This is a genomic window from uncultured Marinobacter sp., from assembly GCF_947259545.1.
Classification (GTDB): domain Bacteria; phylum Pseudomonadota; class Gammaproteobacteria; order Pseudomonadales; family Oleiphilaceae; genus Marinobacter.
The window spans coordinates 803492-828405 of sequence record NZ_CAMYMK010000002.1 but is presented as its reverse complement, the minus strand read 5'-3'; the positions used below and the strand labels follow the sequence as shown (position 1 = coordinate 828405).

Annotated in this window: 24 protein-coding genes; 13 read left to right on the top strand and 11 right to left on the bottom strand. The window is 58.0% G+C overall.

Annotation, left to right across the window (positions count from 1 at the left end):
* Window positions 1-156 precede the first annotated feature (156 nt).
* The 5 genes from miaB to lnt all read left to right on the top strand — a co-directional run bounded on the left by miaB (window position 157) and on the right by lnt (window position 5634).
* Window positions 157-1503, top strand: a complete 1347-nt coding sequence (gene miaB, locus Q0Y21_RS03965) for a tRNA (N6-isopentenyl adenosine(37)-C2)-methylthiotransferase MiaB (RefSeq protein WP_297791765.1) — start codon at window positions 157-159, stop codon at window positions 1501-1503.
* Between the two features lie 298 nt (window positions 1504-1801).
* Window positions 1802-2785: a PhoH family protein gene (locus Q0Y21_RS03960; RefSeq protein WP_297791763.1), complete on the top strand. Its 984-nt coding sequence runs from the start codon at window positions 1802-1804 to the stop codon at window positions 2783-2785.
* The gene (ybeY, locus tag Q0Y21_RS03955; protein WP_297791761.1) at window positions 2782-3255 is read left to right on the top strand and encodes an rRNA maturation RNase YbeY; all 474 of its coding nucleotides are present in this window, start codon (window positions 2782-2784) and stop codon (window positions 3253-3255) included. The genes Q0Y21_RS03960 and ybeY overlap by 4 nt, the downstream gene beginning before the upstream one ends.
* Window positions 3252-4097 (top strand): transporter associated domain-containing protein, encoded by an 846-nt coding sequence (locus tag Q0Y21_RS03950; protein ID WP_297791759.1) that lies wholly within the window; start codon window positions 3252-3254, stop codon window positions 4095-4097. Before ybeY ends, Q0Y21_RS03950 begins: the two co-directional genes overlap by 4 nt.
* A gap of 7 nt (window positions 4098-4104) precedes the next feature.
* A complete protein-coding gene (gene lnt / locus Q0Y21_RS03945; protein ID WP_297792500.1) occupies window positions 4105-5634 on the top strand; it encodes an apolipoprotein N-acyltransferase in 1530 nt (509 codons plus the stop codon).
* 48 nt (window positions 5635-5682) lie between these two features.
* Here the strand turns inward: lnt and Q0Y21_RS03940 are convergent, their stop codons facing one another.
* Window positions 5683-6231 carry a zinc ribbon-containing protein gene (locus Q0Y21_RS03940; protein ID WP_297791757.1) on the bottom strand — a complete coding sequence of 183 codons (549 nt, stop codon included), beginning with the start codon at window positions 6229-6231 and terminating at the stop codon, window positions 5683-5685.
* Between the two features lie 278 nt (window positions 6232-6509).
* On the opposite strand from Q0Y21_RS03940, the gene leuS reads away from it, so the two are divergent.
* The 5 genes from leuS to Q0Y21_RS03915 all read left to right on the top strand — a co-directional run bounded on the left by leuS (window position 6510) and on the right by Q0Y21_RS03915 (window position 11717).
* The gene (leuS, locus tag Q0Y21_RS03935; protein WP_297792498.1) at window positions 6510-9095 is read left to right on the top strand and encodes a leucine--tRNA ligase; all 2586 of its coding nucleotides are present in this window, start codon (window positions 6510-6512) and stop codon (window positions 9093-9095) included.
* 40 nt (window positions 9096-9135) lie between these two features.
* A complete protein-coding gene (gene lptE / locus Q0Y21_RS03930) occupies window positions 9136-9666 on the top strand; it encodes an LPS assembly lipoprotein LptE (protein ID WP_297791755.1) in 531 nt (176 codons plus the stop codon).
* A 2-nt stretch (window positions 9667-9668) separates the two neighbouring features.
* Window positions 9669-10679 carry a DNA polymerase III subunit delta gene (holA, locus tag Q0Y21_RS03925; RefSeq protein ID WP_297791753.1) on the top strand — a complete coding sequence of 337 codons (1011 nt, stop codon included), beginning with the start codon at window positions 9669-9671 and terminating at the stop codon, window positions 10677-10679.
* Between the two features lie 80 nt (window positions 10680-10759).
* Window positions 10760-11023 carry a hypothetical protein gene (locus tag Q0Y21_RS03920; RefSeq protein ID WP_297791751.1) on the top strand — a complete coding sequence of 88 codons (264 nt, stop codon included), beginning with the start codon at window positions 10760-10762 and terminating at the stop codon, window positions 11021-11023.
* A 244-nt stretch (window positions 11024-11267) separates the two neighbouring features.
* On the top strand, window positions 11268-11717 hold the full coding sequence (locus Q0Y21_RS03915; RefSeq protein WP_297791749.1) for an endonuclease: 450 nt from the start codon (window positions 11268-11270) through the stop codon (window positions 11715-11717).
* Between the two features lie 118 nt (window positions 11718-11835).
* Here Q0Y21_RS03915 and Q0Y21_RS03910 read toward each other — a convergent pair whose 3' ends face one another.
* From Q0Y21_RS03910 to bioB, 9 genes are all read right to left on the bottom strand, one after another.
* Window positions 11836-13626 carry an acyl-CoA dehydrogenase C-terminal domain-containing protein gene (locus Q0Y21_RS03910; protein ID WP_297791747.1) on the bottom strand — a complete coding sequence of 597 codons (1791 nt, stop codon included), beginning with the start codon at window positions 13624-13626 and terminating at the stop codon, window positions 11836-11838.
* A gap of 258 nt (window positions 13627-13884) precedes the next feature.
* Window positions 13885-15684: an acyl-CoA dehydrogenase C-terminal domain-containing protein gene (locus Q0Y21_RS03905; protein WP_297791745.1), complete on the bottom strand. Its 1800-nt coding sequence runs from the start codon at window positions 15682-15684 to the stop codon at window positions 13885-13887.
* A gap of 240 nt (window positions 15685-15924) precedes the next feature.
* Window positions 15925-16521: a putative metalloprotease CJM1_0395 family protein gene (locus tag Q0Y21_RS03900; RefSeq protein WP_297792496.1), complete on the bottom strand. Its 597-nt coding sequence runs from the start codon at window positions 16519-16521 to the stop codon at window positions 15925-15927.
* Between the two features lie 41 nt (window positions 16522-16562).
* Window positions 16563-16808 carry a flagellar basal body rod C-terminal domain-containing protein gene (locus Q0Y21_RS03895; protein ID WP_012136332.1) on the bottom strand — a complete coding sequence of 82 codons (246 nt, stop codon included), beginning with the start codon at window positions 16806-16808 and terminating at the stop codon, window positions 16563-16565.
* Window positions 16809-16858: 50 nt separating this feature from the next.
* Window positions 16859-17551, bottom strand: coding sequence for a dethiobiotin synthase (gene bioD, locus Q0Y21_RS03890; RefSeq protein ID WP_297791742.1), 693 nt, complete (start codon window positions 17549-17551; stop codon window positions 16859-16861).
* Window positions 17552-17569: 18 nt separating this feature from the next.
* Entirely contained in the window at window positions 17570-18400 is an 831-nt protein-coding gene (gene bioC / locus Q0Y21_RS03885) for a malonyl-ACP O-methyltransferase BioC (protein ID WP_297791740.1), read from the bottom strand.
* Complete coding sequence (locus Q0Y21_RS03880; RefSeq protein ID WP_297791738.1) at window positions 18388-19143, bottom strand: alpha/beta fold hydrolase; 756 nt, start codon at window positions 19141-19143, stop codon at window positions 18388-18390. Before Q0Y21_RS03880 ends, bioC begins: the two co-directional genes overlap by 13 nt.
* On the bottom strand, window positions 19140-20318 hold the full coding sequence (gene bioF / locus Q0Y21_RS03875; protein ID WP_297791736.1) for an 8-amino-7-oxononanoate synthase: 1179 nt from the start codon (window positions 20316-20318) through the stop codon (window positions 19140-19142). Before bioF ends, Q0Y21_RS03880 begins: the two co-directional genes overlap by 4 nt.
* 26 nt (window positions 20319-20344) lie before the next feature.
* The gene (bioB, locus tag Q0Y21_RS03870) at window positions 20345-21403 is read right to left on the bottom strand and encodes a biotin synthase BioB (RefSeq protein ID WP_297791734.1); all 1059 of its coding nucleotides are present in this window, start codon (window positions 21401-21403) and stop codon (window positions 20345-20347) included.
* 50 nt (window positions 21404-21453) lie between these two features.
* On the opposite strand from bioB, the gene Q0Y21_RS03865 reads away from it, so the two are divergent.
* Window positions 21454-22188, top strand: a complete 735-nt coding sequence (locus Q0Y21_RS03865) for a ComF family protein (protein ID WP_297791732.1) — start codon at window positions 21454-21456, stop codon at window positions 22186-22188.
* Here the strand turns inward: Q0Y21_RS03865 and Q0Y21_RS03860 are convergent.
* Window positions 22185-23294, bottom strand: a complete 1110-nt coding sequence (locus tag Q0Y21_RS03860) for an NAD(P)/FAD-dependent oxidoreductase (RefSeq protein ID WP_297791730.1) — start codon at window positions 23292-23294, stop codon at window positions 22185-22187. The two genes, Q0Y21_RS03865 and Q0Y21_RS03860, sit on opposite strands and share 4 nt — an antisense overlap.
* 169 nt (window positions 23295-23463) lie before the next feature.
* Here Q0Y21_RS03860 and Q0Y21_RS03855 point away from each other — a divergent pair, with 169 nt between their 5' ends.
* Window positions 23464-23886 carry a hypothetical protein gene (locus Q0Y21_RS03855; protein WP_297791728.1) on the top strand — a complete coding sequence of 141 codons (423 nt, stop codon included), beginning with the start codon at window positions 23464-23466 and terminating at the stop codon, window positions 23884-23886.
* 10 nt (window positions 23887-23896) lie between these two features.
* Entirely contained in the window at window positions 23897-24898 is a 1002-nt protein-coding gene (locus tag Q0Y21_RS03850) for a serine/threonine protein kinase (RefSeq protein WP_297791726.1), read from the top strand.
* Window positions 24899-24914: the final 16 nt, after the last annotated feature.

Below are 24914 nucleotides of genomic sequence, written 5' to 3'. Positions count from 1 at the left end.
GACGAAGCGAATAATACCATAACGGAACTAGCAACAAGCCGAGACAATGGTGGTTGCGGATTGATCACCCCGTTATAATACGCAGTTCCTTTTTTGCTAGCGCCTCTGGATACAACCGCAATTCCGGCGCGACATCCACCAGAATACGTGAGAATCATGGCCAAGAAGCTGTACATCAAGACCCACGGCTGTCAGATGAACGAGTACGACTCTGCCCGCATGGCGGACCTGCTCAAGACCGGCGAAACCGTCGAAATGACGGACACGCCCGATGACGCCGACATTCTGCTGCTGAACACCTGCTCCATTCGGGAAAAAGCCCAGGAGAAAGTGTTCCACCAGCTCGGCCGCTGGAAGGGGCTCAAGAGCAAAAAACCGGACCTGATCATCGGCGTTGGTGGCTGCGTGGCCAGCCAGGAAGGCCAGGCGATTCTTGACCGCGCCCCGTATGTGGATATGGTGTTCGGCCCGCAAACCCTGCACCGCCTGCCGGACATGATTACCGAAGTTCGCGCCAAGGGTAACGGCGTAGGCGTGGTGGACGTCAGCTTCCCGGAAATCGAGAAGTTCGACAACCTGCCTGAGCCGGGTGCCGACGGTCCGTCGGCGTTTGTATCCATCATGGAAGGCTGCAGCAAGTACTGCACCTTTTGCGTGGTGCCCTATACCCGTGGCGAGGAAGTCAGCCGTCCGGCGGATGACGTGATTGCCGAAGTGGCGCACCTGGCAAGCCAGGGCGTGCGCGAAGTGAATCTGTTGGGCCAGAACGTTAACGCCTACCGTGGCGAAACCCACGACGGCGACACCATGGACCTGGCGGAGCTGATTACCCTGGTGGCTGCGATCGACGGCATCGACCGCATCCGGTACACCACTTCGCACCCGGTGGAGTTCACCGATGCCATGATCGAAGTGTACGAACAGGTCCCGGAACTGGTCAGCCACCTGCACTTGCCGGTTCAAAGCGGCTCCGATCGCATCCTGGCGGCCATGAAACGCGGCCACACGGCACTGGAGTACAAATCCAAACTCCGCCGTCTGCGTAAGATTCGTCCGGACATCAGTTTCTCCTCGGATTTCATTATCGGGTTCCCTGGCGAAACCGAGAAAGACTTTGAGGACACCATGAAGCTGATCAATGATATCGGTTTCGATATGTCCTTCAGCTTCGTATACAGCGCTCGTCCAGGTACGCCGGCGTCGGATCTGCCGGATGACACTCCGATGGAGGTGAAGAAGCAACGCCTGAGCATTCTGCAGGACCGACTGAATCAGAATGTCATGGATATCAGCCGCAAGATGGTGGGTAGCACTCAGCGTATTCTGGTGACTGGCCTGTCCAAGAAGGACCCGGGCGAATTTGCGGGCCGGACGGAGAACAACCGGATTGTGAATTTCCGGCATGAGAATCCGGACGTTGTGGGGCACTTTATCGACGTCGAGATTGTTGAGGCTTATCCCAATTCTTTGCGTGGGGTGCCTACAAGCTCGGAGTTATACTAGGGTTACTTTCCGACTGGTCCGAGATTGGAGCATGGCGAGTGATGGGTTTTCCCTCCCAAAAACCGCTACGAGCACATCCATGTGCGCTTCTCTCAGGCCATCCTTGGCCTTCGAAATTTTTGGGAGGGAAAACCCACCACTCTCCGCTGACTATACACGTGCATGCTTGTACCAGAATTTAGCTAGGTGGATTTGATCGTAAATCGTAGGTCGGATTTTGACTTGGTCTAATCCGGCCTGACTCAAAATTCAGAAAAGCTGACTCCCGGGAAACCACGGGAGTAAAAACGGAGCACCTTTGAAAGCCAACGATTCCAGACAGTTTGATCTGCACCCGGTCGATCAACACCGACTGACCACCCTCTGTGGCCAGTTCGATGAGCACCTGAAGCACATTGAGCGGCGCATGCAGGTCAAGATTGGTCGCCGAAACCACCACTTCCGGGTGGAAGGTGAAACCGAGCATGTGGCAGCGGCCGTTGAGGTCATCCGGCACCTGTACCGGGAAACCGAGGCCACCAATGACATTTCGCCGGACACTGTCCATCTGTTCATACGCGAAACAGGCTTCGAGCGGCTGCCGGAGGATGTTCCCTATGATGGCGCTGTTACCGTCATCAAAACACCCAAGCTGCAGGCCAAGCCTCGCGGGGCTAACCAACAGAAGTATGTGCACAACATCCGCACCCATGACGTCAACTTCGGTATTGGCCCGGCCGGTACCGGGAAAACCTGGCTGGCGGTGGCCTGTGCAGTGGAGGCCCTGAAGGATGAGCAGGTTAAACGCATCCTGCTGGTTCGTCCGGCGGTGGAAGCCGGTGAGAAGCTGGGCTTCCTGCCCGGCGATCTGGCCCAGAAGGTGGATCCGTACCTTCGCCCACTGTACGACGCCCTGTATGAGATGCTGGGCTTTGACCATGTCACGCGGCTGATTGAAAAGAGCGTGATTGAGATTGCGCCCCTGGCTTTTATGCGTGGCCGCACCCTGAACAACTCATTCATCATCCTGGATGAGAGTCAGAACACCACCCGGGAACAGATGAAAATGTTCCTGACCCGGATTGGTTTTGGTTCCACGGCGGTGATCACCGGTGATACAACCCAGGTCGACCTGCCCCGGGGACAGAATTCCGGCCTGATTCATGCCGCCGGCGTGCTGAGCAAGGTCTCCGGTATCGGTTTTACACGCTTCGAAGCCAGAGACGTGGTTCGCCATCCGCTGGTGCAGCGTATTGTCGAAGCCTACGATTCCCTGGATGACGGGAGTATCACGGGCCAGTGAGCAGACTGACAGTAGACCTGCAACGCGCTTTCGAAGCTCCAGGCGTCCCGGAGGACCCGGCCTTTGAGCATTGGGCCGGATGTGCCTGGCTCGGGGATACAGACTCCGAAGTGACGATCCGCATCGTCGATGCCGATGAGAGCGCGGCCCTCAATGGCCAGTACCGTGGCAAAAACGGCCCAACCAATGTGCTGTCCTTCCCATTTGAGGCCCCAGCGGGTATAACAGTCCCGTTGGCCGGAGATCTCATCATTTGTGCTCCGGTTGTTGAAAAAGAAGCCAGGGATCAGCATAAAGAGCTTAAGGCCCACTGGGCCCATATGGTTGTGCATGGCATGCTGCATCTTCAGGGCTATGATCATATTGAAGACAACGATGCCGAGGTCATGGAAGCCCTCGAAGTCCGGCTGCTGAAGCAGCTTGGGTATGGCAATCCTTACGAATCAGAGGAAGCGGAACAAGACTCATGAGCGACGATCAGTCGAGTCGCAGTCAGGGCAACAAGTCCTGGCTGGAACGTATATCACAGGCCTTCTCCAGCGGGCCTGAGTCCGTCGAGGACGTGCTGGAAATCCTGCGGGACGCCGAATCCGAGGACATCATCGATGCCGATGCCATGAGCATCATCGAAGGTGCCATGCAGGTTATCGACATGCGGGTGGACGAGATCATGATCCCCCGCTCCCAGATGGTCACCGTCAAGGCGGCCCAGGAACCGAAAGAGTTTCTTGGCGAAATCATCTCCTCTGCCCACAGTCGTTTTCCCGTTATTGGCGACAGCCAGGACGACGTTATTGGCATTTTGCTTGCCAAGGATCTGTTGCCACTGGCTCTGAACAATGACGTCAACTGGTCGTGCATTCGCGAAATACTGCGACCGCCCACATTCGTACCCGAAAGCAAGCGCCTGAACCAGTTGCTGAAAGAGTTCAAGGAGAACCGCAACCACATGGCGATTGTGGTGGACGAATACGGTGGCACAGCGGGTCTGATCACCATCGAAGACGTACTGGAGCAAATCGTTGGTGAAATCGAAGATGAACACGACTTCGATGAAGAAACCCACATCAAGGCCCGCGGGGACGGCACCTATGCTGTTAAAGCCGTCACGCCGGTAGATGACTTCAATGAATTTTTCGAAACGGAACTGGATGAGGAAGAGTTCGACACCATTGGCGGTGTGGTGCTCAAAGAATTCGGCCACCTGCCCAGGCGAGGCGAATCGGTTGCATTTGGCGGGCTGCAATTTACTATTGCGAACGCTGATAACCGAGTCATCCGTCTGCTGCAGGTAACCCGTAGTGAGCAATAACGATACCATCCCCCTGGTTCCGGACACGCGCCTGTCAGGCAAAACCTGGCTGAGAACCGTCACCCTCGTGGTGGCGGGCGCCCTGCAAACCCTGACATTGTCACCCTTTCAATGGTGGTGGCTGGGCCCGGTTTCTCTTGTACTGATCCTGCTGGCGAGCCTTCCGCTGGCATCTCACAAGCTGTTCCGTGCGGGATGGCTTACTGGCCTGGGGATTTTTGGCAGCGGTGCCAGCTGGGTCTACATCAGCATCAGCGAGCATGGCAATACCTCCATCCCCCTGGCGGTCCTCCTGACCGCATTGTTCGTGGCTGGCCTTGCTTTATTTCATGCCATCGCCTTCTGGGGCTGGGGTAAACTGGCAAAAGAGAGCCTGGTGCGCCGGCTCCTCCTGTTTCCCGCTATCTGGATTCTCGGTGACTGGGTCCGTGGCTGGCTGCTCACCGGTTTCCCCTGGCTTTACCTCGGAAATGCCCATGTGGACGGGCCTCTGGGAGGTTTTGCACCACTGGTAGGCGTGCACGGCCTGACCTTCTGGATAACCGTCACCAGTGTCGCCATTTACGGCGCCTGGTGGCTGGCGCTCAACAAGCGTTCAGTCGGCGCCGGGATTGTCGCTGTAGTGGCACTACTGCCCTGGGTCACCGGACCTGCACTGTCGAAGATCGAGTGGACCGAGGTCAGTGAGGAGGCCACCACCTTTGCCTCCATGCAAGGCAACATCCCTCAGCAGATCAAGTGGGATCCGGATTTCCTTCGGGATCAGATCGTAGTGTATCTCGGGCTTACAGAAGACCAGTGGGATACTGATCTCATCCTGTGGCCGGAAACCGCCATCCCCATCCCTCAGGATCAGGCCGGCAAGATCATCGAACACATTGCCGAAGAGCTGGGAGACAATAGCACTCTGATAACCGGCATACCCTGGTACGGTTTCAGCAACCGTATTGAGGACTTCACCTTCCACAACAGCATCATGGCAATTGGCAATGGGGAAGGCATGTACCATAAGCAGAAGCTGGTGCCATTCGGCGAGTACGTACCCCTTCAGCAATGGCTGCGCGGGCTGATCGGTTTCTTCGACCTGCCCATGTCCAGCTTTAGCCGGGGCCCGGCCAACCAGTCCCCGCTGATCGCTAACGGTGCGCGCATCATGCCGTTTATTTGTTACGAAGTGGCCTATCCGGACTTCGTCGCCCGCAATGCCAGGGGCACCGACCTGCTGCTGACCATCAGCAACGATGGCTGGTTTGGCGACTCCATCGGCCCGCTGCAGCACTTGCAGATTGCCCGCATGCGTGCACTGGAAACAGGCCGCTACATGCTTCGGGGCACCAACAACGGCGTCACCGCAATCATCGATCACAAGGGACAACTGGCTAAAACCATTCCCCAATTCGAACGTGCGGTCCTCACCGGTGAGGTGTTCACCGCAAATGGCAGCACGCCGTATATGCAGACAGGTTCCTGGCCGGTGCTGACCCTGGCACTCATTCTCATTGTCTTCGTGCGCGAACGGGTCATCCCCAAACCGTAGGTCCAGTGCACTTCCACCACGACCCCCAGTGTCGGATTACGGCTTCGCCTACTCCGACTTACGGGGCCAGCGGCTGGTCACGCGTTCGTAGTAATGGGAACCACAGGCCTCGCAGGGTTCCAGATGACTGGTCGCGGTCAGGCAACGCATATGGCCGCAATTCAGACACTGGAACATCCCGGCCGTAGCCACCTCGCCGGATATATAATGACCCGCATCCTGGTTTTCCAGTTTCTGGCGCAGCTCCAGATTATCCACCAGTGTCTGGTCCGCGACAGAAAGCAACCTGTCGGCCAACTGATGCTCAAGCAACGCAATATCCAGCTGCAACCACTCTGTCAGCCCCTCACCGGTCTCCTCCACAAAGTGCATGAGGTGCTCCAGATCCCGCAACAGATAGGCCCCCAACAGGTCCGCCTCTTCGCGGGTCATTTCCTCCAGTTCGTACTCAAACTCAACCGCCTTCTGGACTTCCTCTTCCAGATTCCGAAGGGACGTTTCCTGCAGCTCATTGAGGCGCGACTGCACCCGCTCCAGCATGCGGTCATAGACTTCCAGGGCTTTTCCGGATAGATGTCTGCGTTCTGACTCGGCCATAACAACTCCTCAGATGGTCTGGGGCTGATTGGGTATGGCGGACCGGGACTGTCAAAAACAGGGATGTTTTTGTCAAGCGTACAAGGACGTATTCACAGCGTGTCCCGGTCCGCCATACCCAATCAGCCTTTCTCCATAGTTTTAAGTCTGGCACATGAAACGATTTTTGGCAGACTACCTGTTAACCTCTGTGTGCGTTAGAATGTCCGGCCCGCTCCGGACATCATTTTGATACAGGGTTCTATTTTTCACACAAGGTAATTTCGGTAATGGCAGGAATGGACGAGCAATACAATCCACGTAATGTAGAACAGAATGCCCGCACTTTCTGGGAAGAGAACAAAACCTTCACCGTCAAGGAAGAGCCCGGCAAGCCCAAGTACTACTGCCTGTCCATGTTCCCGTACCCGAGCGGCAAACTGCACATGGGTCACGTCCGCAACTACACCATCGGCGACGTGATTTCCCGCTACCAGCGCATGCAGGGCAAGAATGTGATGCAGCCCATGGGCTGGGATGCCTTCGGCCTGCCCGCAGAAAATGCCGCGATCGCCAACAAGACCGCGCCTGCCAAATGGACCTACGCCAATATCGAGTACATGAAGAACCAGCTCAAACAGCTGGGCTTCGGTTATGACTGGAACCGCGAACTGGCCACCTGCAAGCCGGACTATTACCGCTGGGAACAGTGGTTCTTCGCCCGCCTTTACGAGAAAGGCCTGGTGTACAAGAAAATGTCCACGGTCAACTGGGATCCGGTGGATCAGACCGTCCTGGCCAACGAGCAGGTGGTCGATGGTCGCGGCTGGCGCTCCGGTGCGCTGGTTGAACAGAAAAAGATTCCCCAGTGGTTTATCCGTATCACCGATTACGCTGAGGAACTGCTGAATGACCTGGACCAGCTGGAAGACTGGCCCGAACAGGTCAAGACCATGCAGCGCAACTGGATCGGCAAGTCCATCGGTACCGAGCTGACCTTCCCGCTGAAAGGCGGAGATGACGGACTGACCGTTTATACCACCCGCCCGGACACCCTGATGGGCGTAAGCTATATGGCCGTGGCCGCCGAGCACCCGCTGGCGAAAGCCGCGGCGGAGCGCCATCGTGATGTCGCGGAGTTCGTGGACGAATGCCGCAACAGCAAAATCGCCGAGGCCGAGCTGGCCACCATGGAAAAGAAAGGGATCGACACCGGCTTCAAGGCCATCCATCCCCTGACCCAGGAAGAGATTCCGGTCTGGGTCGCCAACTTTGTACTGACCGACTACGGCACCGGCGCCCTGATGGCCGTTCCCGGCCACGATGAGCGGGATCACGAGTTTGCCCTGAAATACCGTTTGCCGATCAAGCAGGTCATCGCTGCTCTGGACGGTCGCGAGATCGATATTCAGGAGCAGGCCTTCACAGAAAAGGGCACCCTGGTGTCCTCCGGCAAATACAGCGGCCTGACCAGTGAAGAAGCCTTCGAGGCCATTGCGGATTACCTGGAAGAGAACGGTATCGGTAAGCGCACGGTCAACTACCGTCTGCGCGACTGGGGCGTGTCCCGGCAGCGTTACTGGGGTGCTCCGATTCCGATGATGACGCTGGAGGACGGCACCGAACGCCCGGTCCCCGACGATCAACTGCCCGTTGCCCTGCCGGAAGACGTTGAAATGGATGGCGTCCAGTCTCCCATCAAGGCCGATCCGGAGTGGGCCAAGACCACCTTTGAAGGTCAGCCCGCGACTCTCGAAACCGACACCTTTGACACCTTCATGGAGTCGTCCTGGTACTACGCCCGTTTCTGCAGCCCGAACTACGACAAGGGCATGCTGGATCCGGCCGCGGCCAACTACTGGCTGCCGGTTGATCAATACATCGGGGGCATCGAACACGCCATCCTGCACCTGCTGTATGCACGGTTCTTCCACAAACTTCTGCGGGACGTGGGCCTGGTCACCAGCTCCGAACCCTTCAACCGTCTTCTGTGCCAGGGCATGGTTCTGGCTGAGACCTATTACCGCGAAGATGACAATGGCGGCAAGACCTGGATCTCGCCGGCCGATGTCACTGTAGAGCGCGATGCCAAGGGGCACGTTGTGGGAGCCGTTCACAAGGAAGACGGCCAACCGGTTGAAGTGGGCGGCGTCACCAAGATGTCGAAATCCAAGAACAATGGCATCGATCCCCAGGCGATCATCGATCAGCATGGGGCTGATACCGTGCGACTGTTCATGATGTTCGCAGCGCCACCCGAGCAATCCCTTGAATGGTCAGACAGCGGCGTGGAAGGCGCTCACCGGTTCCTCAAGCGCCTGTGGCGCATGGTGGGTGAACTGGCAGCCGGCGGCGACACACCAGCGCTGGACGTGGCCAACCTGACCGATGCCCAGAAGGATCTGCGCCGCAAGACCCATGAAACCATTGCCAAAGTGAGTGATGACGTCAGCCGTCGCCTCACCTTCAACACGGCCATTGCGGCGGTGATGGAATTGCTGAACGACGTGGGCAAACTGACCGATGATGCTCCCCAGAGCCGGGCCGTTCGTCACGAGGCGCTGGAGGTTGCGGTGTTGATGCTGTCACCCATCGTTCCCCATATTTGTCACAGCCTGTGGCAGGCACTGGGTCATGAGGAACCGGTGGTGGACGCCAGTTGGCCAGAGGCTGACAAAGACGCCATGGTACGCAGTCAGATCCAGGTGGTACTGCAGGTCAACGGTAAGGTCCGTGCCAAGGCGGATGTTCCCGCGGATATCGACAAGGCAAGCCTGGAGCAGCTGGCACTGGAAAACGAGAACGTTGTGCGCTTTACCGAAGGTCAGACTGTCCGCAAGGTCATTGTGGTTCCGGGCAAGCTGGTCAACGTGGTAGCCAACTAAAATGACAGGCTCGCCCCCATTCCGTCATGCCAGAGTTTCAGTGGCAGCCATTCTGTCCGTGGTGTTGACGGGGTGCGGCTTTCAGCTGCGCGGGGCACCACCGGTGCCCCCCGGACTGCAGCCGCTGGCGGTCTCCTGTGTCAGCGAAATACCGGAAGACCTTTGCCAGGCGGTCACAGAGCAGCTCGAACTGGGCAAAATTGATGTCCGGGAGCCAGACCAGGCGGATTACATTCTGCGCCTGCGCGGATTCCGGCAGGACCGCCGCGCCAGCGCCATTACCGTTCAGGCATCGGCAGCCGAATACACGCTCCGGCAAACCGTCGACATGGATGTGCTGACCGATGACGACCTGCCGCTGATGGGGGAAACCCGCCTTAACGCGAGTGAAACGTATCGCTACGACGAAACCAATGTCCTCGCCAAGCAGCGGGAAGAAGAGGAACTCAAACAACAGCTCTATGATCGGCTGGCTCAGCAGATCATTTTCCGGCTGGCACCGTTGACGGACTCCCGGGTTACCCAATTACGGGAACAGGCCGTTAAAAACCAAAAGCAAGACACTCGCTGATTATGAAGACCCAGCCGGCCCAGCTTCCCCAGTTACTGAAGAAATCCCTGGCACCGGTCTACCTGATCTCCGGAGATGAGCCCCTGCTGGTTCAGGAATGCTGTGACCAGGTCCGTAGCGCTGCCCGGGATGCCGGTTTTCTGGAGCGCATGACGTTTCACGCCGATCACCAGCTCGACTGGAACACCGTAGGCGAGGAATTTGGCTCACTGTCGCTGTTTGCTGAAAAACGCCGCATAGAGATCCATCTGCCCACCGGTAAGCTCGGAGATGGTCGTGCGGTCCTCGAGAGAGTCCTTCAGGATCCCCCCGAAGACATTGTCCTGCTGCTGATCAGCGCCAGACTGGACGCCGCCGAGACCCGCAGGAAGTGGTACAAGGAATTACAGAACAAAGGCGTACATGTTCCCGTGTGGCCAGTAGATGGCGACAAGTTTGCCGGCTGGCTACAGCAGCGCGCCAAGTCCCGGGGGCTGAGCCTGACCCGGGGCGCCCTGAACATTCTCACCGAGAGACTGGAAGGCAACCTGCTGGCGGCAAGCCAGGAGCTGGACCGACTGGCACTTTTCGGAACCGGTAAAACCGTCGACGAGGAAGCGATCGAACAGGCTGTTCAGGATAGCTCCCGCTTTACCGGGTTCGAGCTGGTCACTGAACTGCTGGCCGGGCGAGCGCCTCACGCCCGCAAGATGATCGGAGTACTCAAACAGGAAGGGGAGAACCCTCTGGGGCTTCTGGCTGTCCTGGTTCGTGACCTGAATATCACCATGGAACTGCGGGCAGCAGCTGCACAGCGTGAGAACCCGGCAACCTTTCTCAAGCAACGGGGCGTATTCCAGCCACAACGTGCCCGCACCATTGAACAGGCGGCACGCCGGCTTTCCCGTCCACAACTCCACTCTGCGATTGAGCTGTGCAGCGATATCGATCGTGCTGCCAAGGGGTTTTCCCCTTCCTCCCCCTGGAACTATCTGGAAGATATGGCCACCCTGTTAGCAACGCGCTCCGCCTGATACCGTCATACGCTCCCCCTTGACAGGTTTTCACGTTCGGGAGCATTGTAAAGACGTATCTACCAAAGGAGGTGTTTCGTATGTCGCTTCAGGATGATCTCAAAAAGCTGTCAGAAAAAATCAAAGAGTATCGTGACGAAGCAAGAGTCCAGCTTCATCTAGCCCGTGAAGACGTCAAAGATGAATGGGACGACCTGGAAAAGGACTGGGAGAAATTCCGCCATAAGTTCGACAAGATACTGCACGATACTGAAGATACGACCCAGGAAGCCCGGGAGAAAGCCAAAGAATTCGGAGAGGAAGTTCGCGCACGTTATGAGCGCCTTCGTGATCGCTTGAAGTAGAGGCTGTCAGGGCCTGATCAGCAAGGGCCCTGGCTCTGGTAGTGAGGTATAAAAACGCATGAATAAAACAAGCGTCTTTGTAGTTACCCTCATAGTACTGTTAGTCCCACCTCTGTCCAACGGACAGAACACCCGATTCAGTAATCCCGATACGGTTGTCCGGGATCAGTTCTGGGGAACACTCTACGTCGATGGGGGGGCCTCTTTCTTTTGCAGAACCCCATTTAAAAACAAGGGGTTCACCATGACAGAAGGTCATATCTACCCTCTCGCTGCAGTTCGTAGCGCCTTGGGCTGCGGCACGAGCAGCCAGTGCGGCCGGAATGACCGCTATCGCCAGATCGCCTCCGACCTCCACAACATGGTGCCTGTTACCAGCCGTGTCGAAATGCGCCGCCGCAACGCTCGCTACGAGGAACTGGGCGCTGGCGCTCGGGAAGATGATTGTGGAAACCGGGAAAGTGCCCAGTTTTTTGAACCCCCTGGAGAGGTAAAGGGCGATGTCGCCCGCGCGGTGGCCTACATGGTCGACACCTACGACCTGCCCTGGGTCGGCGCGTCCTCGGTCTTTAAAAGCTGGAACCGGATCGATCCTCCTGACGACCAGGAGTTGACCCGCCACCGCCTGATCAGTGAACTTCAGGGTAATGAGAATCCATTCATCAGGAATCCGGAACGTCTGGAGAATCTCTAACCCCCCTCATTCCAGACGGAGATGTCCATCCCGGAATTGTCATGTGCGACAAAAAAGGCAGATCCCTCACAGGATCTGCCTTTCTGTTCTTACTGCTTCGAAATCTGACCGTTGGTGATCAGAATTCCTCGGCAGTCAGCGCCATCATCGAGTCACTGCCACTGCGGATACCTTCCGCCAGCGATACCGTCTTCGGCAACAAACGGTCAAAGTAGAACCGCGCTGTCTTCAGCTTGCCGGTGTAGAAACCGGAGGTGTCACCTTCCGCTTTCGGGGCAGCGGCCTTGACGATCTTCGCCCACATGTAGCCCAGAGCCGTCAGACCAAACAGGTCCAGGTAGTCCACGGACGCAGCGCCAATGGCATTGGGGTTGTCCCCCGCCTGGTTGATCACGTGCTCTGTTACATCAGACAGACGCTCAAACGCGGCGGCCAATGGCTCGAGGTATGGACGCAGATGCTCATCATCGCTGTTTTCCTCGATAAAGGACGCCACATCACTGGCAAACAGCTCGTACAGCTTACCCTGGCTGCCAACGACTTTCCGGCCCATCAGGTCCAATGCCTGGATACCGTTGGTGCCTTCGTAGATCTGGGTAATACGGCAGTCGCGAACCAGCTGCTCCTGACCCCATTCACGGATAAAGCCGTGGCCACCGAAAACCTGCTGCCCCATGATGCACGCATCCAGGCCGCGATCGGTCAGGAAGGCCTTGGCTACCGGAGTCAGCAGCGCCACCATGCCTTCGGCATGTTTGCGACGCTCGTCATCCTCGGCGTACTTGGAGATATCCAGCCATTGGGCAACGTATGTAGAGAAGGTACGACCGCCTTCGATATAGCTCTTCATGGTCAGCAGCATGCGACGCACGTCGGGGTGGACAATAATCGGGTCCGCCGCCTTTTCCTTTTCCTGGGCACCGGTGGGCGCGCGACTCTGGATACGCTCCAGCGCGTACTCACGAGCGCTTTGCAGGGACGCTTCCGCCGCGCCAATACCCTGGATACCAACACCCAGACGCTCGTAGTTCATCATGGTGAACATGGCCGCCAGGCCCTTGTTCTCCTCACCAACGAGCCAGCCTTTAGCGCCGTCAAAGTTCATCACGCAGGTGGCAGAGCCCTTGATGCCCATCTTCTTCTCGATGGAGCCACAGCTGAAGCTGTTGCGCTCACCCAGGGAGCCGTCTTCGTTCACCATGAATTTCGGCACCAGGAACAGGGAGATCCCCTTCGGCCCTTTTGGAGCGTCCGGCAACTTGGCCAGCACCAGGTGGATGATATTTTCCGCCATGTCGTGCTCGCCCCAGGTGATGAAGATCTTGGTACCTGTGACATTGAACGAACCGTCGTCGTTCGGCTCGGCCTTGGTGCGGATAATACCCAGATCGGTACCGGCATGAGGCTCGGTCAGATCCATGGCGCCCGACCAGACGCCGGAATACATGTTGGGCAAATACTTTTCCTTGAGCTCCTGACTGCCGTGGGCATCCAGGGCCAGGCAGGCACCGGCGGTCAGCATGGGCGCCAGGCCAAACGCCATGTTGGCGCCCTGCATCATTTCCTCAAACTGGGCCACCAGAGTTTTGGGCATACCCATTCCACCGAACTCGGTATTACCACCCAAACCGTTCCAGCCACCTTCCACGATGGTCTGATAAGCTTCCTTGAAGCCCTCTGGCGCGGTGACCTCACCGTCATTCCACTTGGTGCCCTGCTCGTCACCTTCGCGGTTCAGGGGAGCCAGCACGCCACTGGTGATTTTACCGGCTTCTTCCAGAATCGCATCGGCCGTTTCCGGGTCTACATTCTCCGCAACTTTCGGCAGAGATGCCCACAGTGCCGGTGCATCGAAAACTTCGTTCAGAACAAAACGCATGTCACGCAAAGGTGCCTGATAATCAGCCATCTAAAAACTCTCCAAAAATCCAGTCAGTCTGTGAAAATAACCAGGAATCCAACGATCCCGGGCCACTTCATCCGGCTATGTGTCCGCTTAAGGTTATCTTTATGGAGCGGTATTCTACCTGAAAGGCGGCGCGAACTCATGATTCAAAGCAACCTGATTACAATTCCGCCGCCTCCGAACCCTCAGGACCACAAAAAAGCCCGCCTCCGGAGAGAGCGGGCTTTTTCAGTTCTACCGTACTTCCTTCAATGCCCGCGATCAGATCGCGAAGGCGTCTTCCGGCATGTCCATCAGGCTGTCAGCACCCGCCAGCATGCTCTCGGCATGGCCCTTGGCACGGGGCAGCATGCGCTTGAAGTAGAAGCGTGCGGTCTGAACCTTGGCGTTGTAGAACAGCTCTTCGCTGGTTCCATCAGCCATCTTGTCCAGTGCCACCTTAGCCATGCGGGCCCAGAGGTAGGCAAACACGGCGTAACCGGAATACATCAGGTAGTCCACGGACGCGGCACCGACTTCTTCACGGTTCTTCATGGCGGTCATACCAATCTTCATGGTCAGATCGCCCCATTCCTTGTTCAGGGCCGCCAGCGGCTCCAGGAATTCCTTCAGCTGTTCGTTGTCAGCGTTTTCCTTGCAGAACACGTGCACCTGCTTGGTGAAGCCCTTCAGGGATTCGCCCTGGGTCATCAGAACCTTACGGCCCAGCAGATCCAGCGCCTGGATACCGGTAGTGCCCTCGTAGATCATACCGATACGGGCGTCACGTACGTTCTGCTCCATACCCCACTCGGAGATGAAGCCGTGACCACCGAATACCTGCATGCCCAGGTTGGCAGACTCATAACCGATTTCGGTCAGGAATGCTTTGGCGATCGGCGTCAGGAAGCCCAGAGCTTCGTCAGCAGCCTTGCGCTCTTCTTCGGTCTTGCCACTGTGAACGATATCCGCCTGCTGTGCAGTCAGGTAGATCAGTGCGCGAGCACCCTCGGCAACCGCTTTCTGGGTCAGCAGCATGCGACGAACGTCCGGGTGAACGATGATCGGATCAGCAATGCCTTCCGGGTTCTTCGGTCCGCTCAGGGAGCGCATGGCCAGGCGGTCCTTGGAGTAGGCCAGTGAGCCCTGGAAGCCCAGCTCGGCCGCACCCAGACCCTGGATCGCGGTACCGATACGAGCGGTATTCATGAAGGTGAACATGCAGTTCAGGCCGCGGTTCTCCGGCCCGATCAGCCAGCCCTTGGCGCCGTCAAAGTTCATCACACAGGTGGCGTTACCGTGGATACCCATCTTGTGCTCGATGGAGCCACAGGAAACTGCGTTACGCTCACCGGAAGAACCGTCTTCGTTCGGCAGGTTCTTGGGCACAATAAACAGGGAAATACCCTTGGTGCCTTCCGGAGCGCCCGGCAGACGGGCCAGAACGATGTGGACGATGTTCTCGGCCATGTCGTGCTCACCGGCGGAGATGAAGATCTTGGTACCGGTGATGGCGTAGGTACCGTCAGCGTTGGGCTCGGCCTTGGTACGCAGGGTGCCCAGATCAGAACCACAGTGCGGCTCGGTCAGACACATGGTGCCGGTCCACTCACCGCTGATCAGCTTGGTGAGGTAAGTCTGCTTCTGCTCTTCGGTGCCGTGAGCTTCGATGGTGTTGGTAGCACCGTGGCTGAGGCCCGGGTACATGCCGAACGACCAGTTAGCGGTACCCACCATTTCGCTCATGACCAGACCGAGGGAATGTGGCAGACCCTGACCGCCGTAGTTGGGGTCAGCGGTCATGGACGGCCAGCCGCCCTCTACGTACTGCTGGTAGGCTTCCTTGAAGCCAGTCGGTGTTTTCACACCGTCTTCGCTCCAGGTACAACCTTCCTTGTCACCCACCTGGTTCAGCGGAGACAGAACCTGCTCACAGAACTTGGCACCTTCCCCGATAATGGCGTCCACCATATCCGGAGTTGCATCCTCGGCACCTTCCAGCTTTGCGTAGTGCTGCTCGCTGTCCAGCAGCTCGTTCATTACGAATTTGATGTCACGCAGGGGCGCTTTGTATTCAGGCATGTAATCCACCTCAGGTTTTCGGTCACATCTGCAACCCAGGTTGCAGTACTTGGCCTTGGGGTTTGCTCAGACACCGTGATGCTATCGCAACACAGCCTTAATTAAACACTTGTTTGAAACATACGTTTAGAGGTACAGAATTGTCAATAGCCCGACTGGAAATTTGTGTTGCAATTTGTGGCCGGTAAAGCCTGGAATGGCGCGGATGCAGCGCGACTCTGAGGAGAAAAGGTTGTCCAATCAGGCCATTACGGAATGGGAGGATGAACGCCCTGACTTCGTATCAGAATCGTTCATTTTTGATACCGATTGATAGGTGTCACTGGCCTGCCGATAAAGATCTGTTTGGGCCTGCAGCATAATCTGCGTTGCTTCAGCTGCGACAGCCCGATCCTGGGAGGAAGGCTCCGCAGGAGCCATTGCTGCGGCGCGAACGACCCGCATTTTTTCGATGGTGGCTTTCGGATCGCCCTGCACCGGCGAGATATCAATGGATACTTCGCCGCCCACGGCATACCGGGCACCATCGGGCCCTCGCTGGTAGTCGTAGGAAATGGCGCCTGCGTGCTGGCCACCAACCGCCTTGTGCGCGGCTTCGTGGGCCCTCACTTCCCGGTCTCGCGCCTTAAGTTCGGTCAACTCCCTGAGCTGTGCTTCATCCAGGGCCTGGACATTTCCGGGGGCGCCAGTTGATTTGCGGACGGAAGAGGCCTGATCCTGCTCCGAGGATGGCCCGGCCGATCCAGACTCACTTGCACCGGCGACCACAGGCTTACCGGCGGATACTGCCGATGAGTAGACCGAATTAATGGGGGGAATGGCGCCGGAAATCATCAGTTGGCTCGAAAAACCAGGTCAGTGGGGATAAGGCGCTGCAATCAGGCCATGATATCCAGCAGTGTGCCGAGCGTCTCATCCGCAGTTTTAACGACCTGTGCGGACGCTTCAACACTGCGTTCATAAAGGTTCAGCTCGACTATGGGCTCGACCAAGGAGCCCGCACCCTCGGCAGTCCCCTGAGGACCATCAGCACCACCACGGGCTATTTTCCGGGCTGCATTCTCCATGCCCGCCATGCCTTCCTGGATTCCCTGAATACCAATACCCAGTGTGTTACTGATCATAACTGCGAGACCTGATGACCCTGACTTGGCTCAGTAAGCCACAAACCTGATCAATTTTCAAACAAAGCATCAAGTTTCAGGAAATCTGCCAGCACCTCCGGATTCGGATCCTGATGCCAGGGCAGAACCCCGAGGCAAGGCGCTCCAAGGTGCGAGAGCAGGTAGTTCAGAGTTTCCTGTTCACAACTCATGGTCTCCTGCTCCGGGCGGTTTGCGACCCACCCCGCCAGGGTCAACCCATCGCTGCGAATGGCTTCAGCACTCAGTAAAGCATGGTTAATGCAGCCGAGCCTCAGGGGTACCACCAGGATGACGCCCACACCCAGCTCCTGAGCGACTGCCGAATAGGTTTCCCTGTCGTTCAGGGGAACCCTCCAACCACCCGCGCCTTCAATCAGCAACAGGTCCGCCGGCTGCATTTGCAAGCCCCGGCAAAACCCCACCAACCGCTGAGCAGTCAGTTGACGCCCGGCCTGTTCTGCCGCCACATGGGGAGCAATTGCCGGCTCCAGGGTTACAGGATTGATCCGGTCATAGGGCAATGATTCTGTCATCGCGGCCTGAAGCATCAGCGCATCTTCGTTCCGGAGCCCTTCCGGCGTCTGCTCGCAACCGGAAGCCACCGGCTTCATACCAATGGTCCGCTTACCCATTGCTTTGGCGGCTTCCAGTATGGTGGCCGAAACGATGGTTTTACCCACTTCGGTGTCTGTGCCTGTGATAAAAAAGCTTTTCCTGGCCATGATCAACCTGTTTAGCAGTTAAGAAAGGGGGAAATGATAGATAATCCAGCAGGCCTTATAGGACGCGAGAACGGTGCCTTCCCGGGTTCGCGGGTAGTGTGCACACATTGCGCGGACACGACCCGGAGCGGTCGCCGTGCGACGACGGTCCTGTCCTTTATAACCGGCACCCAAGGATTTGAGCTCACGGGTAAGCGCCAGGGGTGACGGATAATCCAGCGTCACGGTTCCTGTTGCGATTTCGCCGCCAGGCAGCGCTTCATCCACAATTCGCTTGATGGTGGATGCGGCCTCAAACCGATTGACATGCCGACGCCCTGGATCGGCCTTCGCCCAAGCCTGTTCCAACTCTCTCAGAGTGCCGTCCAGTAACGTTGAGCAAACCAGCACACCGCCGGGGCGCAGCAGACGTCTGCATTCCCCCAGAACCGAGTCAGGACGCTCGCACCACTGAATCATCAGATTGCTGAAGATGATATCAACGCTGTTGTCAGGAAGCGGCAAGCAACCCGCGTCTGCCACCAGCCAATCAATCGCGCCAGAACTGTTGGACCTGGCGTGGCCAATCATCCCCGGAGACAGATCGACACCGGTGACCTGCCCCCCGGGATAAGCCTGTCGTAATTTACGTGTGAACCAACCGGTACCGCAGCCCAGGTCGAGAATGTCGGGTTCTTTTTCCGACTGCCACTCGCCCAGCTGCTCCAGTATGACATTGCCCGTCTGCCGCTGAAGTCTCGACGCGGACTCGTAGGTTCCGGAAGCCTCTCCAAAATCCCGCGCGATATCCTGTGTCCGGGGTTGGTCGTTGCGCTGGGCCTCACCGGGTGCGTGCATCAGGACGTCCATTGACCTGCCTCCCGCGCGCCCGCAAGGAACTCTGCCATGACTTGGTGACATTCACTGGCGGCTTCACCTGTTGGCCAGTGGGCCATGCCCGGGATCACGCCAACGCGGCTTTGCCCGGACCGCCCAGACCACTCACACCAGGGCCTGACCACAACGTCTTTCTCGCCCATGAGGTGCAACGCCGGCACCCCGGGATTGCCCCACAAGGATCTGTGATCTTCCTGCCTGAGCCAATCCAGCCCCTTGACGAGATTTTCACTGGACACCGGCGAGCCTTGCTCCAACCAGAACCTCAGCCTTTTGCGGGCCTGAGGTTCCCGCGAGTCACCGTTAATCATCAACAACAGAAAATGCGTCCAGTATCGATCAGGATCCCTGATGACGCCTTTGGCAAATGCCTCAAACTCGCCTTGCGGCATGCCGGAGGGCCACCCTGTAGTTTCGGTGAATCGGGGGAATCCCCCAACGGTGATCACGGAAGTGACGGCACCGGTATCGCGAGCGGCCGCTGCCATGGCAACCTGTGAACCAAGGGACCACCCCAGCCACACTGCAGGCATTGGGAAACGGCCAAGCAGTTCGTCTGCAACCGTACTGACCGATTCGCACCCGGTCATCAGTTCGTCATCAAGGCTGACGGGCATCACCTCTCCCGGCCAGTGGTCATAGAGGTCGGACAGCATTTCGCTTCGCACCCCCCAACCGCCGACGACGACCAGCGTGCCTGTGCTGCTGGCGGTCATGCAGACTGTTCCACCACAAGGCCCGACAATGACCGGCAGTCAGACAGGCCAGCCAGCAATCGATCCACATCGGCCAGGGTATGGGCGGCACTCAGGGTAACCCTCAGCCGCGCCTCACCTTCAGGTACCGTTGGCGGACGAATGGCGGTAACCAGCAATCCCTTTTCTTCCAACGCCTTGCTCAATGCCAGCGCAGACCAGTTGTCGCCTACCATGATTGGCTGGATCGGTGTGCCCGAGGGCATTAACTGATAGCCAAGTTCGCTGGCACCTCGCCGGAAACGCTCGATCAATTCCCGCAGGTGCGCCCGGCGCTCGTCATCCCGTTCAATCAGGTCGAGACTGGCTACCGTTGCTTCGGCAATCGCCGGCGGCATCGCGGTGGTGTAGATGTAGGTTCTGGCCTTCTGCACCAGATAATCCATCAGAACCTGAGGCCCGGCCACAAAGGCGCCACTGGTCCCCACTGCCTTACCCAGGGTACCTATTAACACCGGCACATCGTCTTCGGACAACCCAAGTTCCGCCGCGCTGCCACGCCCCTGAGGGCCCAGCACGCCGACACCGTGGGCATCGTCCACCACCAGCAGGGCATCGTGGGTCTTGCACAACCCGGCCAATTCCCGGAGCGGTGCAATATCGCCATCCATGCTGAAAACCCCATCGGTCACCACCAGTTTGTGACCCGACGTTTCGGCCAGCATCCGCTCCAGTGCTGCCATATCGCTATGAGGGTAACGGCGAACTTTGGCTCGGCTGAGAATACAGCCATCAATGATGGACGCGTGGTTGAGGCGATCGGAGAAGATCGTATCTCCCCGCCCGGCAAGGGCGGAAATCACCCCCATATTGGCCATATAGCCGGTGGAGAAGAAGAGCGCGGCACTGCGCTGGGTGAAGGCAGCCAGGCGCTCTTCCAGGCGATGGTGGGCATCGTGATGACCACAAATCAGGTGAGACGCTGCGCCACCCAGACCAGTCTGCGGCAAGGCATTAACAAGGGCTTCAAGATTCGCGGGATGATTCGCCAGACCCAGGTAATCGTTACTGCAGAACGACAGCAGACTCTGGCCATCGGAGGTCAGAGACGGCTGCTGGGGGCCGGAAATCTGCCGGCGGATCCGATACAGCCCCGCCTGCTTGCGTTGCTCAAGTTCTGCCGCGAAGTCTCGCACTGGTCAATTCCTGAGTACTGGTGATGTTACGCGGATTCCCGGGTAGCGTCGTAAAACATGTGGCGGGTTGCCTCGTACTCGACCGCCTCGGCAATTTTCTCCTCTTCCTGCTCCTCGGTCGCACACTGCTCCCGTTGCTCCGGGTTGATTCCCAGACGGCGGAACAGTGCCATATCGGCATCGGCTTCCGGATTGGCGGTGGTCAGAAGCTTTTCGCCGTAGAAGATGGAATTGGCGCCAGCCATGAAACACAGCGCCTGCATCTGCTCGTTCATGTTCTCGCGGCCGGCGGACAGGCGCACGTGTGATTCCGGCATCATGATGCGGGCGACGGCAATAATCCGCACGAAATCAAACGGATCCAGGTCTTCCACATCTTCCATGGGCGTGCCTTTCACCTTTACCAGCATGTTGACCGGCACACTCTCGGGGTGGTGTGGCAGGTTCGCCAGCTGGACCAGCAGGCCAACACGGTCGTCCTCGTCCTCACCCATGCCCATGATACCGCCACAACAGACCTTCATGCCGGCCTTGCGGACGTTGTCGAGGGTATCAAGACGATCCTGGTAAGTACGGGTGGTGATGATATGGCTGTAATACTTCTCGGAGGTGTCGAGGTTGTGGTTGTAGTAATCCAGCCCCGCATCGGCGAGCTCTTTCGCCTGGTCTTCCTGGAGCATACCCAGGGTCATACAGGTTTCCAGCCCCAGGGACTTCACTTGACGCACCATATCCAGAACGTAGGGCATGTCCTTTTTGGTGGGGCTGCGCCACGCCGCCCCCATACAGAAACGGGAGGCCCCTTTCTCACGGGCCGCCTGCGCTTCTGCGACCACCTTCTCAATTTCCAGAAGCTTTTCTTTCTCAAGGCCGGTGTTGTAATGACCGCTCTGGGGGCAGTACTTACAATCCTCCGGGCAGGCACCGGTCTTGATCGACAACAGTGTGCTGACCTGCACTTCGTTGGGGTCGAAGAATTCCCGGTGGACACTCTGGGCACGGAACAGCAGATCATTAAACGGCAGCTGGAACAGTTCGCGGGCTTCCTGAAGCGTCCAGTCGTGTCGAGGTGTAGTAGCGGTCATAATAGGGCCCTGTTAACCTTTAGCGGGTTACTGGTTTACGGATTAAGCGAATGATAAAGGGACTGAGATTCCTGTCAACCTTGATAGAACTAAAGGTTAACAGCGAAAAAACAGCGGGAAGCTGTGTGGCCTGCCTGGATCACAAGGCAATCAACGGCTTATGTGATGGATGCCGCGATGATTTACCGGTTAACCGCTGGCATTGCCGGTGTTGCGCCCTACCCCTGGCCTTTCACTCCAATACTCTTACCTGCGGTGAATGCCTGTCCACGCCGCCGCCGTTCAGCCACACCGTAGCGCCCTGGCGATATCAGTACCCGGTTGACGGCATGATCGGGCGCTACAAATACAACGGCCAGAGGAAGTACGCTCGACCACTGGTGGCAGGTCTGGCGGAGCATCTGTCCAGGCATTTCCAGTCCAGCCCTGAGCTTAAGCCAGACCTGATCGTGCCCGCCCCGATGCACCGCAAACGCAGGCGCAAACGGGGTTTTAACCAGGCAGAGGACATTGCAGAGCAGCTGTCCCTGACCTTGAACGTACCCTGGTCAGCCACCCGGATCAGACGCATCCGGCACACCACGCCACAGCGGGAGCTGGGCCGGGAGGCGCGTCTGCACAACCTGCGCGGCATGTTCCAGATCAACGGTACCGTACCAGCACGAATAGCCCTGGTGGATGACGTGGTCACGACTGGGGCCACCGCACGGATGCTGACGGCGGCATTGAAGGACGCTGGCGCCGAAGACGTGCAGGTATGGGCACTGGCCAGGACGCCCGGTTAGAGCCTGCCAGCGACATAATCGGCAATGGCCAGGCAGGACGTCAGCCCCGGCGACTCAATCCCGAACAGATTCACCAAGCCAGGCAGACCATGGTCATCAGGCCCGTCGATACGAAAATCCGCAAACCCACCATCCGGCCCCCTCAGCTTGGGGCGGATACCGGCATACGCGGGCTGTAAACGATTGGCGTCCAGTTCAGGCCACCATTGCCTGATGCCATTGATGAACGCACCCACCCGATCAGGATTGACGGTGTAATCCTCCTCCGCAATCCATTCGACGTCCGGACCGAAACGGACCTGCCCGGCAAGGTCGAGGGTGAGATGCACCCCGAGGCCGCCAGGCTCCGGCACCGGGTAGATCAGGCTACGGAAGGGATGCCGGCCGCTGTAGCTGAAATACACGCCGCGCGCGAACCATTGCTCAGGCCGTGCAGACGCAGGCAATCCCTGCCAGATTCTGGCCAGGGGCACGGCTCCCAGACCGGCAGCATTAACCACCTGAGGGGCGAACAGATCACAGGGCAACTGGCCACCCACAGTAAGGCGATGCCCGTCATCATCGGACCAGACAGCTTCCACCGGTGCACGTTTCACCAATTGCCCGCCCGCCTGCTCCAGGTCCGCCAAGAGCGCCACCATAAGGCCGTGACTATCGACAATGCCGGACTCTGGCGAATACAGGGCCGCACAGGCGGAAACCTCTGGCAGAGCGGCTTTCAAGTCATCCGCATCATTGAGCTCCAGGGCCACGCCATTCAGCCCGGCCCGCGCCTGAATTTCTTCCAGTTCAGTGACCTGGTCCGGTTGGGTTGCGACAATCCATTTGCCGGTTTTGCGGTGACCAATGTGACGCCTCCGACAGTATTCATAAAGCTGATCACGCCCCTGCACGCAGAAGCGCGCCTTGAGGGAGCCCTGCGGATAGTAGATGCCGGCATGAATCACCTCACTATTACGGGAAGATATTCCTTCACCGAAATGATCGCCCGCCTCCAGCACCAGCACCTCCCTGCCCTTCATCGCCAGGGCCCGGGCGATAGCCAATCCGACAACGCCGGCCCCAATCACCACCGTCTCCGCCCGGAGTGTCTCCAGCTGCGCCATTCATATCTGCCTTATGGTTACTATCCGTATCGTCGCTGCCTGCCTGCGGACTGTATCGTAAAATGCGGTGACCGGGAAAAAGGCTGCGGACACATTGGTATCCGCATTACGATACCACGCCGGAAACGTTATACTGTGGCATCACGTTAATGCAGGAAGCAGGTGTGAGATGTCAGACAGGAAGCAGTTCTTAACAGTCATGGTGGTTGCGGCCCTGTTTGTGGGTTGGCTCGGCTGGCGAGGGTTTGAAGTGATCAGCCTTAACCACAGCCTGAAAACCGACGCCGTAGTGGCAGACTACCCCTACCAGCACCGGGTGCTGAGGGTAGAGGGCAATACGGCCATCATGAGTTCCCTGCGTTCCCACAACATCCCCACCCGCCAGGCACTGACGACCATTTTCCCGAGCATGCAGGACCTGGGTGACAACCATCGCGACTGGCAGCGGGCAGAGCGTGAGCTTGCCCAGGTCCAGGCGAGGGCCGGCGATATCATACTGAACACCACCGACATTGACCGTGTCCGGTGGGAACTGGATGAAAACTGGTACCACCTCAGCCGCATGCAGGCCAGACAAGACTCAAGGCGCTAGCACTAATCCTATGACAGAGACCTCAAGCCATCCTTACGACGCCCTGACTCCCGATACCATTCTGGACGCCATGGAAAGCGCAGGTTTTGTCATTAACGGTCGCCTGTTCGCCCTTAACAGTTACGAAAACCGGGTTTACCAGATCGGGGTTGAAGACAGCGCACCGATCATTGCCAAGTTTTATCGACCAGGCCGCTGGACCGAGGCCCAGATCCGTGAGGAACACACCTTCACCGCCGAGCTGGCTGCAGCGGATATCCCGGTTGTCGCACCGATGGCGATGCCTTCCGGGGATACCCTGGGGCAATGGCAGGAATTTCACTTTGCGGTCTTTCCCCAGCGTGGTGGCCAGGCGCCGGACACCAGCGTCACGGATACCCTCTACCGCCTCGGCCAATGGCTGGGGCAACTCCACAACGTGGGTGCCAGCAAGCCCTTCCAGCATCGCCCCGCGTTCAATATCCTCGACGGTATCACCAGCAAAAACCAGCTATTGACCGACGGCGACTGGATCCCGGCGGATCTCCGCCCGGCGTGGGACAGCCTGATTCCCGATCTGTATGATGCCTGCGCTCGCAGGATTGATGACGCCGGCGAAGTTGAGAGCCTGAGACTTCATGGCGACTGCCACGCGGGCAACATACTGTGCCGTGAAGAACAGATGCTGTTTGTTGACCTGGACGACTGCCGCACAGGACCAGCCATCCAGGATCTCTGGCTGCTGCTCAACGGCGATGACACGGAACGGGGTCAACAATTCGGCGAACTGCTCGAAGGCTATGAAATGTTTCGCGACTTTAACCGTCGCGAGCGCCACCTGATAGAACCCCTGCGCTGCTATCGGCAGATTGCCCATGCTGCCTGGCTGGCAAAGCGGTGGGATGACCCCGCGTTCCCACGATTCTTCCCCTGGTTTACCCAGCCAAGATACTGGTCAGATCAGGTACTGGCCATGCGGGAACAGCTTGCCGCCCTGCAGGCACCACCCATCAACATTCCCGGTCAGTATTAACGACCGGACAGACGCA